Here is a 12,199-nt window from a genome sequence, read left to right on the forward strand (position 1 = left end):
CTATACGGCTACAGCTCCTTTAATATGCGGATGGCTCTCGTAACCGACAATTTCAATGTCCTCAAATTTGAAATCAAACAAATCTCGCACATTATGGTTAAGCGAAAGTGAAGGAAGCGGTAAAGGATCACGCGTAAGCTGTAAATCCGTCTGCTCGATATGATTACTGTATAGATGAGCATCCCCTAAAGTGTGAACAAAATCACCAACTTGGAGATCACAAACCTGTGCAATCATATGGGTAAGAAGCGCGTATGAAGCAATGTTAAATGGTACACCAAGAAACACATCAGCACTGCGCTGGTAAAGCTGGCACGAGAGTTTTCCTTCTGCAACGTAGAACTGAAATAAACAGTGGCAAGGTGGAAGTGCCATATGGTCAACATCGGCTACATTCCATGCTGACACAATCAAACGGCGGCTGTTCGGATTGTTTTTAATCTGATCGATAAGGTTTTTAATCTGATCAACAGTTTCACCACTCGGGGTTGGCCAGCTGCGCCATTGGTGGCCGTATACGGGGCCAAGATCACCCTTTTCATCCGCCCATTCATCCCAAATGGAAACACCATTATCTTTCAGGTATTTCACATTGGTATCACCAGCGATAAACCATAGAAGTTCATGGATAATAGAACGCAAGTGCAGTTTTTTCGTAGTAACCAGTGGAAACCCTTCGCTTAAATCAAAGCGCATCTGGTGGCCAAAAACACTGTAAGTACCGGTTCCTGTACGGTCCCCTTTAAAAACGCCCTCTTCTCGAATACGTTTCATCAAATCCAGATATTGCTGCACAGAAAGCTCCCCTCAGTTGGTGTTTAGGAATCTATAATCCTTGGGAGCATTTGAGGCAATGTCTATTCCAAAAACTGAAACTAAAGGCGCAAGTGATTTAAGCCTTTTAATTGCCAAACTTATTCACTATATCAGGGGTGCTGCTTCGGTAGCTATGGCAATAAACGGCGCATTAAGTAAGTATTGCGGACCTGGGGGCGGTACCCAGCACCTCCACCATTAAGCCTTTTGGCATTATCTTGGTGGCACCACACCAAAGAAACAGATGTTTTCTTATGGGGGTGAAATAGGATCGACGTGTATTGAACGGTGTTTTGCCTTTTGCCCAGGATGGCACCGCTGTGATGGGCCACCTTATTATAAATGCAAACGACAATGACGTCGAGTTCGCTGTTGCTGCGTAAGCGGTCACAGTAAACTACATTTATGTAAATTCCTGAGGTTTGACTACTTCAGGTGGGGGTTGGGCCACCTAGCAACAGAACGGCCCGCTAATAAAAAGGCTCCGCTTGGGAGCCTTTTTTTTCGCTTAGTCTTCCAATGTCTAATCTTGGCAGATTTCCCATGATGCAGGGCAAACCTGTTTTGGTGCCATATCTGCGATTGCTGCATCAAGATCAGCCAAAGTTAACACTCTGCTGCTATGTTCCGCCGCCAAATATTTCACATCAAAACCCGCTTTTTCGATGGCGGCCTTGAAATCTCTGAGTGTTTCATGGCCTTTGGGTGCACCAGCAACCTGCCTTGAGAAAAAGAAATCTCCCGTCAGCATCATTTTCAGGGACGGCACATAAAACATGAGATGATGTTCGGCATGATCATTTGGCAAATCAAAATATTTCACCAAGCCATCTGCTATTTCGCCTCTGGCCTCTGCTGTTATAAACCTTTCGTCTGGAATATCCTTCCCTGATACCCGGCGAATAGCAGCATGGCTGTCCGGTGTGGTAACAATTGTTGCGCCCAAATCAAACGCATCCCCCGTACCGCCGATATGATCGCTATGGTGGTGGCTAACTGCCACTAATTTAAGAGGCTTTTTATCACCTGTTTCTTTTTGAAGAGCTTCAAATCGGTCCTTGAGGCCATCATACCCACCGAGACCAATATAATGATCACCCGCATCAATGAACAATGTATAAGACCATCCCTGCCCTACGTGATAAAACCCAGTCGCCAGTTTCTCCACTGCCATATCAGACGTATCTATACCTGCGGACATATCTTCATAGTTGTCTGGAATTTGGAAGGCGCCTTTTAGATCATAATCAAAATCTGCTGCCCGTTTCACAGAGATGTTTTCCGGCATCCCGCCTTTAGTTACATACAACTGTTTTGCAAACGGAATCCTTGAACTATTACTGTGATCAATGAAATTATAGGCAAAATCCACACCTGGCTGCCAGTGTGAACGGGTCATTCTATGAATAAGACCAGAGCTGGCATCAACGTAAAGGGTATATTCTGGATACCCATGTGCCTTGAAGCTGATTTTTTCGACAGGCTTCCCCTCAATTACCCCTACTCCTTTGTAGGACGCAGTTTCTTTATTCTCGTAGAGAAGCTTCGCAAGGAGCGGATCAAACCGTTCAGGCATACGCCAATCAATCGATGTAAATGTGCGACCGCTGTTTCGTTGAAGCTGTTTGGTAGCTTCATAAATTCGATATGCTTGTTCGCCATCAAAAATATGATGCTGCATTGAAGGGTCATTAAGTAAACCGTTCCTAACCCGGAATTCCTTACGCTTATTCTCAAAATCAATAATCACACTGTTATCATAGTGAATAATATCAAATTCACCGGCTATATAACCTTGATCATTACTAAGGCGTTTATATTTGGTTCTCAGTTTAACTGACTGCAGTTTAAGTAGCTGGTCACCCCCATATGCCTGCAGTGCTTTATCCGCGATAATATCTTCTTTTTCGCCAACTGCTACGGACGGCACCGCAGAAAATATCCCTGCACAAAAAAGTAAAAAGCTGGAAAGTTTATCCACTATCTATCCCCTCAAATAGTTTAAGTTTCCTCAAAGAGGGACTAAGTATCCAAGGCATATGATAAACAATGATGTTGCGACAAACAGGTTTTGGGCTGCGACAAAATGTTATAAAATTTCATAACATAATTAGCTTTTCTCAGATTCACGCATACCGAAATATGTTTGTTGCACATTATTGTTAAGATAATAATAGAGACAGGTAAGGATTTTTCCCTTCAAGTCTTTACGGAATGGGACTATAAGACCGCTGAAAACAACAAACAAACCGGGTTTTAAAATGGCTGAGAGCACTATTGATTACGACGCAAAGGTACAGCAAGCACTGCGCCAGGTAGTCAGTAACGTTTTAAAGGATGTAGAACAGGATGGCCTGCCTGGCGATCACCATTTCTATATCGCCTTTAAAACACAAGCCCCCGGCGTTGACATCCCTGGCCACCTAACCAGCCGTTTCCCAGACGAAATGACCATTGTGGTTCAACACAAGTTCTGGAACCTAAAAGTGCATGAAGATTATTTTGAAATCATGCTATCTTTTAACCAGACACCTGAGAACCTGATTATTCCGTTTGATGCGATTGTTGGGTTTGTTGATCCAAGCGTTCAGTTTGCTCTTCAGTTCCACGATGCATCTGATATTCCTTCTGATCTGGATATTGAGGAAGAAATCGATGATCTTCCTGAATTTGCAGCTGAACCAATCCTTGAAAAAGCGGTTACAGAAGAAGATACAGACAGCAAAGGGGCCAATACTGAAGCTGGCAGCGACAATATTGTTGCACTCGACGCTTTCCGCAGAAAATAGTGGTGACAGTGCGGTTTTAACTGGCCCGTAAGCGCAATCCTTTCTATAAGCAAATCATGTATTTTTGCTGTGCACCATTCGTGTGCATACTGCTTGATTATGAGCACCATCAGAAAGGGCCACTTATGTCTGATTGGACGTATTCAAAACTATTCCAGCCAGGTGTTGATGAAACACCATACAGAAAAATCACTTCTGATTATGTTTCAACCATAGAGGTTGACGGACGACAAATTCTTAAAGTTGATGATAAGGGGCTGGAGCTACTTGCAAAAGAAGCGATGGCAGATATCGCACACCTTCTGCGGCCCGGCCATCTGCAACAGCTCGCTGATATCCTTGATGATGATGAAGCCAGTGACAATGACCGCTTTGTTGCTAAAGAACTTCTTAAGAACGCCAATATTGCGGCAGGCCGCGTTCTCCCAAGTTGTCAAGATACAGGCACTGCAATTATCGTTGGCAAGAAAGGCCAGCACGTATGGACAGACGGTGATGATGGTGCACCCCTTACTCAAGGCGTGATGCGTACCTACACAGAAACCAATCTGCGCTACAGTCAGATGGCGCCTCTTTCCATGTATAAAGAGGTTAACACAAAGAATAACACACCTGCGCAGATTGATCTCTACTCCACAACAGGTAACGAATATCATTTCCTCTTCATGGCGAAGGGCGGCGGCAGCGCCAACAAAACCTTCCTGTTCCAGCAAACCCCTGCATCCCTGCGCGAAGACAAAATGCTGGCTTTCCTTGAAGAGAAAATTAAAACGCTAGGCACGTCTGCATGCCCACCATACCACTTGGCGATTTGTATCGGTGGTCTGTCCGCAGAGCAAAACCTGGCGACAGTGAAAAAGGCCTCGGCTCGTGATTATGACAATCTTCCAACAGAAGGTGATGCAACAGGCCGTGCGTTCCGTGATGTGGAAATGGAAAAGCAAATCCACAAAATGACACAGAACCTCGGCATTGGTGCCCAGTTCGGCGGTAAATATTTCTGCCACGATGTACGTGTTATTCGCCTGCCGCGCCACGGCGCCAGCCTGCCTGTAGGCATTGGTGTTTCTTGTTCTGCAGACCGCCAGGCAAAAGGTAAGATCACTCCGGAAGGTATTTTCCTCGAGCAGCTTGAAACTGATCCAGCGAAATATCAACCAGATGTAACGGAAGAAAACCTTTCTGAAGAAGTGGTAAAGGTTGATCTGAACCGCCCGATGAAAGAAGTGTTGGCAGAACTTTCACAGTATCCAATTAAAACACGCTTATCCCTTACAGGGACGATCGTTGTTGCCCGCGACCTGGCCCATGCACGTGTTCAAGCGAATATGGAAGCTGGCGCCGAGATGCCTTCATATTTTAAAGATCATATCATTTATTATGCGGGCCCAGCGAAAACACCCCAGGGATATGCGTCAGGCAGCTTCGGCCCAACCACCGCTGGCCGTATGGATAGCTATGTTGGACCATTCCAGAAACTTGGTGGCAGTATGATCAGCCTCGCAAAAGGTAACCGTTCCCGCGATGTAACAAAAGCATGTGCTGAGCACGGCGGGTTTTATCTGGGTTCTATTGGCGGTCCTGCTGCGATCCTTGCGAAAAACAATATTAAGAAAGTGGAAGTGCTCGATTTTGAAGATTTAGGCATGGAAGCTGTTTGGAAAATTGAAGTTGAAGACTTCCCTGCCTTTATCGTTGTAGACGACAAAGGCAACGATTTCTTCCAAGCTCTGTAAGAACTAAATTTACAAGAAACACAAAAAGGCCAATCAATTTCGATTGGCCTTTTTTTAAGTTCTGACACTTTCAGATATAGTTAGAAGCCGATTAAGGTTTTACGCACAACCCCGGCCAAAGCCGCCCCACCTTTGCTCGTAAAATCTTTCACTTTATTCTCAAAATCAGTCATTCGCTTATCAAGCGCAGCTGTCGCTGTATCCAATGATCGGATATTATCTTGTAATCTAGATACTGGAGAGAGTTCAGACGCTTTTATTACGACAGCCTCTAATGCATCTTTGGCATTTGTAGTTACAGTTTCAGCAGCCGCCGCAACTTGTTGGGCTAAAGGATTATCCCCAGCAGCGGCCACCGTCACCTGCTTCACCGACTGTAGACCTGCTGCAGCAGCAGCCGCAATTGCTGCTTCATCGGCATCAGCAGCTGGCGCAGCATTCTTTGCAGCCTCTTGAGCTGCTTTAACAACCGCTGCTACTGCTTGTGTATTTTTTTCAATTTCCGCCGCATTTATATTAGCTTGTTTGATAGTTGAAAGCTGTTGCTTGATTTGGGTTACCTCAGCTTCAATATCTGCTGTATATTGCTGTACTGCAGCATCGAACTGTGTATCGTAACCACCGTTAATATAACCATCCAACCGCTTTTGTACTTCTCCGGTAAACCCTTCGATAACACCATCAACAGCCTTATCGACATTCACTTGCGTTTTACGTACCAGAGCCACATCTTCCGGGCTAAGGTTATCTTCCACTATATCCCAATCCAGTTTCACAGTACTTGACATGAAAGCCCCCTCTTATGTTGCACTTGGCTTAATAGCATCAATAACGGGCGAGATTGCCTCTTCCACTTTACTAATGAGAGTACTAACAGCTCCCTCCTGCAAGTTGCCCATGGCCTCTCTAGCACCTTCGTTAATATCATTAAGGTTTTGGTTGAGGTCATCTTTAATATCAGATAACAGATTTTGCCCTGAAGCTTTCACATCCTTTAAGGTAACCGAGCCATTTCTGGAAGCAAATGCACCTGAAAGTAACCCCTGAGCAAAAGCATTAAGCCCTCCTCTAAAAATGGATCCTTTCCCAAATCCCGAAGACTGCAATTGAGTGATAATCTGATCACTACCTTTTTTGATAGAATCCTGAGATAAGGCAACAACATCATAACCGGAAGGCACTGTTGGTTCAGGGCCTAAATCTATATCCTCAGACGTTAACCTAGGCAGGTTCTCCAGAGCTTTCGTATATCTCCCCTCAATATCCGCACGGTATTTCACCCGCTGGGCAGAGAGCTTATCTAAAATATCCTGCTCGGCAGCATCAAGAGCGCCTACACCTCGCATATAGGCATTATACTTCGTTTCAAAATATTGCGCCGCCAAAGCCAGATAACTGGCTTGTGCCTTTTTTAAATCCAACTCTACCCGTGTATCATTGGGGAACTTCTTTTGACGTTCTTTCTGCTCAATCGCCAGCTGCCGTTTCCCGTTCACTTTATCTGCGAGTTCCTTCATCTGTTCATCAATTTTACTATTCAACAGTGTTAATGCTGTTTTCTTTTCTGTACGAATAGCAGAAACGGTATCAGCATACATGGTATCAACACGCGCCATATGTGTAGCTTTAATTTGCTTTAGCCCTTCTACAACTTTGGGATTGTTCGCACCAAAACTCTGCTCCAACGTGTCCTTCAGTAACTTACGAGTGGCAATATGAGCATCAACCTGTTTCTGATGTGTGTCCTTCAACTGTAAAACTGCTGCTTTTGCTCCCTCAGCGGTATCACCTACCTGAACGGAAACCTGAATGGCTTCGTTTTTTCCAACCGTACAAGCTGTTAAAAGAAAGGCGACACTTGAAAACAGAATTACCTTCCCGAGCCTATTGCTATTTTTTAGAAAAGCACTCATCGCTACCCCCTTATTTCGAATTTGCTTCTAATGCTGCAGATTTCGACGCCACAGACTGTTTTACCGTTTCAAGCGCCATACGAGATTTCACACGATCCCGTAATATTATCTGGAATTCTTCCGAGTTATTCGGCAGTTGCCTGCTCAGCATATAATTTCTTAAATCCTGACGGGCTTTATCCCCATATAGAGCATCTATTTTTTGCTCAACTATACCAAACCTTGGTATCAGCTTATTAATAGAAGCCTGTAGAATCCCCATCATACGCTCGCTCGCAAATCCAGACACAAATGCAAAAATCAAGAACCATGGCAGGTTTGACAGGTTAAACTTAACACCTGTTACACCAGTAATCACAAATGCCCCCACAATAAGCGCAACGACAGGGGCAATGCATAATTGAGGGAACATCAATAAGAAGCGCGTAGGGCTGTAAGGAGAAACCCCTTCATTCCCTTCTGTTTTGTATTCAGGCAAATGACTTCTAGTCGCTCTAGATAACGAAAACAGCGTATTTACGAGCACACCGATAACAGACCAAAAAACCAATTCAAAAACCCAGCCATATCCTTCATGGTACAACCATAAAAATGGCAGGTCATAATCCTTTTCTATTGCATCTAACCTGAGTTGTTTAACTACACCTTCCTCAAGCTGAATCTGTTTTGTGATGGAATCAATTAGATATTCAACAGAAGTACCTTGTTGCTCATAGTCATACTCCGAACGGTTAGATACAAACCATTCGCGCACCATCGCCAGATCGGCCATTTTATAATCCTGATCCGTAGCTGGCCGTAATGCGTTTGGGTTAACAACTGCAATACCGGCTTTAGTAAGTATTGTAGGTCGCGCTACGCTAATCCACCGAGCTGCTCGACCTGCTTCATTGAGTACACCTTTTCTGGATGTCAGAGCTTCGTCTCTGCGCTTTTTAAAGTCATCATCCAGTTTCTCTATTATTTCCCTTGATCTGACCGGAGAAAAAAAACGCAAAAGAATATCTTCTTTAATATCCAGCTGTAGATACCCAGTAGGCGATACCACAAAAGCATTAGCCCACGGCTTTTCTGGAATATCCCTGAAGATATGTACGAAAATATAGAAGGTGAATAAAACCACCATGATTGCCATGGTAAAAGCAAAAGCTTTTGCTTTACTTCTAAAAGTCATCAATAAACCTGATGCAAAATCATCTGATGGTTCTGTACGCGATTGATTTGCTGCCATCTGATATGGTGATGTGCTTGATGCCATATCTGCCCCCTCACTGCAAAGTTCGGAGGATGCTATCATTAAGTGTGATTTAATCTAAGAAGAATCCTTAATTTTTTATTAAAAAATTACTCACCCTGAAAATTGCGTCATATAACTCAATACCTTATATTATACACATATAGCCAAAAAAGCCGAATGTTATCAAACACCCTAAAATTGAATATCTACTTTTAATTTTATTTTAGAAAGATCACAGCAAACGACTCGCTATAATATTGCAACCAGCAGTAAAATATTATCCCTTTCGCGGTATGTGTTTTGTTGGTTTTCCTTGATTTATGACGTTTCACGGCCTAGAAGCCGCGTTTAAGTCTCTCACTGGAAGCAGAGAAATCCCAACACAAGGGCCAACACCGTGTCTAAACCGTTTGCAATTCCTAAGCTGTCTTTGTCGCAGTATAAAACCGAAACCCTCTCCGGCCTTACTGTTGCCTTAGCGCTGGTACCGGAGGCAGTAGCTTTTGCCTTTGTTGCACAAGTTAATCCTCTTGTAGGTCTTTATGCCGCATTTATCGTAGGCCTTGTAACAGCACTTATCGGCGGTCGCCCTGGCATGATTTCGGGCGCAACAGGCGCGCTTGCTGTTGTGATGGTAAGCTTAGTAGTTACCCACGGTGTACAGTACCTGTTCGCAACGGTTATTCTTATGGGAATACTCCAAATCCTGGCCGGGGCCTTTAAACTGGGGAAATTCATCAGAATGGTACCCCACCCTGTGATGTTAGGCTTCGTAAATGGTCTTGCTATCGTTATTTTCCTCGCACAACTGGGCCAGTTCAAAGTAGCTGGTACTGGTGAATGGATGCCAACTGACCAGCTTACAATGATGCTTGGTCTCAGCTTCCTTACAATGGGCACCATCTGGCTTGGTTCAAAATATGTGAAAGCCTTCCCGGCACCGCTTCTCGGTATTCTAGTTATTTCAGCCATCGTGATTGGCTTTAACATTGATGTACCGCGCGTGGGCGACATGGCCTCGATCAGCGGTGGTTTGCCTGACTTCGCTGTTCCTGATGTGCCGTTCAATTTTGAAACATTCAAAATTATCTTCCCATATGCGGTAATCTTGGCGGCAATCGGCCTTATTGAATCTCTACTAACACTCAACCTTGTTGCTGAAATTACGGATGAAAAAGGCGGCACCAGCCAAGAGTGTTTCGCACAAGGCGCGGCCAACTTTATTACTGGCTTCTTTGGCGGTATGGGCGGCTGTGCCATGATTGGTCAATCCATGATCAACGTAAATTCTGGTGGTCGTACACGTGTTGCAGGAACACTGGCTGCGGTGTTTCTTCTAATCTTTATTCTATTTGCAAGCAGCCTGATTGAACAAATTCCGCTCGCGGCCCTCGTTGGCGTGATGTTTATGGTGGTGATTGGCACCTTCGCATGGTCCAGCTTCCGCATTATCAACAAAATCCCGAAAGCAGATGCCTTCGTTCTTATTCTGGTGTCTGGCGTAACGGTTGCCAGCGATCTTGCCATCGCAGTTGTAGTAGGCGTTATTGTTTCCGCCCTTGTATTTGCATGGCAGGCTGCAAAACGTATTGGCGCAAACACAAGCGTGGATGATAAAGGCCAGAAAATTTACGTAATGCACGGGCCGCTTTTCTTTGGTTCCATTTCCAGCTTCAATGATCTGTTCAACCCGAAAACTGATCCAGATACTGTCGTGATTGATTTCATTGATACTCGTGTTTGGGATCACTCTGGCCTGCAGGCCATTGATGCCCTTGCGGAGCGCTATAAATCAGCAGGGAAAACGCTGAAACTGCGCCATCTGAGCGCCGACTGCCAACACCTGTTAACAAAGGGTGGAAACAGGGTTGAAGTAGCACCAAGCGAAGATCCAGAATATGGTATCGCAATGGATTATGAAGGCCGCCTGGAACATTAAGGTGTTTCAAAACAGCAACATTTAAGAAAAGGGAAGCTAACATAGCTTCCCTTTTTCATTTGTTGACATAAAGCCTTCTTCCGCCCAAGCTAACATTTGGGCACGGGTACAGTAATTATGCTGACCCCAGATTTCGTGAGGGGCTATGAGTTTCGCAATCAGAGACGCAACACCAGATGATCTGGAAGCAACATACGGCTTAGCACAAGCTATGGCCGTGAATGATGAAGCTGAGGAATATTTCCAAATCACCAAAGAACAGTTTGCCGATGCAGCTTTTGGTGAAGGAAAACGCTTCAATATTTTAGTTGCAGAAGAAGAAGGTAATGTTGTGGGAATGGCAACCTACTATGAACGTTTCCATATCTGGTTTGGTGAAGACCTGATCGAGATTGATGATCTCTATGTAAGCAATGATGCTCGCGGGCACGGTATTGGCTCCAAACTCCTCAAAGAAATTGGCCGCATGGGTAAAGAACGTGGTGTTCATATCCGCTGGGGCGTAGAGCGAGAAAACTTCAGCACTATTGCTTTTTACCGCCGTATGGGCGTGGAATACCACAACAAGGGTATCTGTATCTGGGCACCGGAAGACGTTCAGGTAGATTAATCACATTACCAATGTGAACGGTTGTTTCGAGAGCGATACGCCGTTCACAATGATCTCAAGCTGGTGCTCACCAGCATAATATTTCCTTGTAGTGATTGGCTTGATTGCATGTTTGCGATCAGCTTTCAATGCACCCGTTTTATCAAGTTTCGTATCTTTCCACTTGAAAACCTTTGGTGCAGTGTTCCCGTTCGCTTTTACAAAGTGGATAGCATAATCAACCATCACCCCCTGCTCCTGCGCGCCACCTGAAAAAGCTACATCAAACGCCAGCGCTTCACCATAAACCACCTTTGATGTGAGGATACGGATATCAGCTTTCATTTCTCCAACAGCTCCATACCCGAACGCCTGAAGAACACCTTTGTGCCCTTGTTTTATGAGCGTACGGCATGCATGCCTTACCAAGCGCTCTCGATTTTTACTGGCATCTTTAAGCCAATCAGCTGCTATATCAGCAACTAAATCAGGATGGTCTTTTGCGATATCGTTCAGATGATTAGCCACTGAGCGTCGCACATATTCTTCTTCATCATCCCTAAGCGCTTCCAGATACGGCAGCATCGGCCCAGGATCAGTCACAAGTGCTTTAAGCTGTATCCCCCAGGGAAGCCGGGGCCTTGAGCCTTCACTCACCAAACGCCGCACATGGCGGTTTTTATCCTTAATCCATTCCCTAAACACTGAGACGCAATAATCGGGGTATTTAGCAATGAAAGGCCGTATAGCAAACTCAGCGCTAAACCGTTTTGTTAGTTCTTTCAAAACCGGCAACGCCTTTTCTGGCTCATCAATACCTCGTTTTGTAACTGCATCAATAAGCGGCCATGCAGGAAAACCTCTTAGGCCCGTTTCATCACATTCTACAGGCGCAAGTTCCGTATTATCCTCTGCGGGATGCATAGCGCCTAAAAGTATATTGGCAAATTCGTCAAAATCAGCGGGCAGAAATCGATCAAGCTGATCAACAATCAACCCCACACGCTCTTTCAGCTCAAGCGCTTCAAGCGTTTCCATACAGCCACTAATAAAATCATCACGCCTGAATGCAGGATAAGTACGTTTAAAAATATCAGCCATTAAGGTGATAACCTGCTCATTAAATGCATTTTTAAACGCTTCAGCCATATTGAATATCCAACAAAATGTTCACTTAATG

10 protein-coding genes and 1 other RNA gene are annotated in these 12,199 nt (G+C 44.7%); 5 read left to right on the forward strand and 6 right to left on the reverse strand.

Features of this window, described 5'->3' with window-relative positions; genetic code table 11:
* Positions 1-795: a thymidylate synthase gene (locus KFE96_RS13740; protein ID WP_255833127.1), complete on the reverse strand. Its 795-nt coding sequence runs from the start codon at positions 793-795 to the stop codon at positions 1-3.
* Positions 796-895: 100 nt separating this feature from the next.
* Between KFE96_RS13740 and ssrA the strand changes: the two genes are divergently transcribed.
* Positions 896-1,288: a transfer-messenger RNA gene (gene ssrA, locus KFE96_RS13745) on the forward strand.
* A gap of 51 nt (positions 1,289-1,339) precedes the next feature.
* Here ssrA and KFE96_RS13750 read toward each other — a convergent pair.
* Positions 1,340-2,797, reverse strand: coding sequence for an MBL fold metallo-hydrolase (locus KFE96_RS13750; RefSeq protein ID WP_255833128.1), 1,458 nt, complete (start codon positions 2,795-2,797; stop codon positions 1,340-1,342).
* 280 nt (positions 2,798-3,077) lie between these two features.
* Here KFE96_RS13750 and KFE96_RS13755 point away from each other — a divergent pair, with 280 nt between their 5' ends.
* A complete protein-coding gene (locus KFE96_RS13755; protein WP_255833129.1) occupies positions 3,078-3,605 on the forward strand; it encodes an SspB family protein in 528 nt (175 codons plus the stop codon).
* A 125-nt stretch (positions 3,606-3,730) separates the two neighbouring features.
* Positions 3,731-5,341 carry a fumarate hydratase gene (locus KFE96_RS13760; RefSeq protein WP_255833130.1) on the forward strand — a complete coding sequence of 537 codons (1,611 nt, stop codon included), beginning with the start codon at positions 3,731-3,733 and terminating at the stop codon, positions 5,339-5,341.
* Between the two features lie 80 nt (positions 5,342-5,421).
* Here the strand turns inward: KFE96_RS13760 and KFE96_RS13765 are convergent, their stop codons facing one another.
* Genes KFE96_RS13765 through KFE96_RS13775 form a run of 3 tightly spaced genes read right to left on the reverse strand, consistent with a single transcriptional unit; the run spans position 5,422 to position 8,512 of the window.
* Positions 5,422-6,129 carry a hypothetical protein gene (locus KFE96_RS13765; protein ID WP_255833132.1) on the reverse strand — a complete coding sequence of 236 codons (708 nt, stop codon included), beginning with the start codon at positions 6,127-6,129 and terminating at the stop codon, positions 5,422-5,424.
* A 12-nt stretch (positions 6,130-6,141) separates the two neighbouring features.
* Positions 6,142-7,254 (reverse strand): hypothetical protein, encoded by a 1,113-nt coding sequence (locus KFE96_RS13770; RefSeq protein WP_255833133.1) that lies wholly within the window; start codon positions 7,252-7,254, stop codon positions 6,142-6,144.
* Positions 7,255-7,264: 10 nt separating this feature from the next.
* A complete protein-coding gene (locus KFE96_RS13775) occupies positions 7,265-8,512 on the reverse strand; it encodes a hypothetical protein (protein ID WP_255833134.1) in 1,248 nt (415 codons plus the stop codon).
* A gap of 376 nt (positions 8,513-8,888) precedes the next feature.
* On the opposite strand from KFE96_RS13775, the gene KFE96_RS13780 reads away from it, so the two are divergent.
* Both KFE96_RS13780 and KFE96_RS13785 read left to right on the forward strand, forming a co-directional pair.
* Positions 8,889-10,430: a SulP family inorganic anion transporter gene (locus KFE96_RS13780; protein WP_255833135.1), complete on the forward strand. Its 1,542-nt coding sequence runs from the start codon at positions 8,889-8,891 to the stop codon at positions 10,428-10,430.
* Positions 10,431-10,575: 145 nt separating this feature from the next.
* Positions 10,576-11,040: a GNAT family N-acetyltransferase gene (locus tag KFE96_RS13785; RefSeq protein WP_247016073.1), complete on the forward strand. Its 465-nt coding sequence runs from the start codon at positions 10,576-10,578 to the stop codon at positions 11,038-11,040.
* Here the strand turns inward: KFE96_RS13785 and KFE96_RS13790 are convergent, their stop codons facing one another.
* Positions 11,041-12,168 (reverse strand): DNA alkylation repair protein, encoded by a 1,128-nt coding sequence (locus KFE96_RS13790; RefSeq protein WP_255833136.1) that lies wholly within the window; start codon positions 12,166-12,168, stop codon positions 11,041-11,043.
* Positions 12,169-12,199 lie beyond the last annotated feature (31 nt).

It is taken from the genome of Kordiimonas sp. SCSIO 12603 (assembly GCF_024398035.1).
Lineage (GTDB): Bacteria > Pseudomonadota > Alphaproteobacteria > Sphingomonadales > Kordiimonadaceae > Kordiimonas.

Excerpts from the sequence above, each read along its gene's own strand:
- KFE96_RS13755 (WP_255833129.1), top strand. The coding sequence starts at position 3,078 with ATGGCTGAGAGCACTATTGATTACGACGCAAAGGTACAGCAAGCACTG.
- KFE96_RS13760 (WP_255833130.1), top strand. The coding sequence starts at position 3,731 with ATGTCTGATTGGACGTATTCAAAACTATTCCAGCCAGGTGTTGATGAA.
- KFE96_RS13765 (WP_255833132.1), bottom strand. The coding sequence starts at position 6,129 with ATGTCAAGTACTGTGAAACTGGATTGGGATATAGTGGAAGATAACCTT.
- KFE96_RS13770 (WP_255833133.1), bottom strand. The coding sequence starts at position 7,254 with ATGAGTGCTTTTCTAAAAAATAGCAATAGGCTCGGGAAGGTAATTCTG.
- KFE96_RS13775 (WP_255833134.1), bottom strand. The coding sequence starts at position 8,512 with ATGGCATCAAGCACATCACCATATCAGATGGCAGCAAATCAATCGCGT.
- KFE96_RS13785 (WP_247016073.1), top strand. The coding sequence starts at position 10,576 with ATGAGTTTCGCAATCAGAGACGCAACACCAGATGATCTGGAAGCAACA.
- KFE96_RS13790 (WP_255833136.1), bottom strand. The coding sequence starts at position 12,168 with ATGGCTGAAGCGTTTAAAAATGCATTTAATGAGCAGGTTATCACCTTA.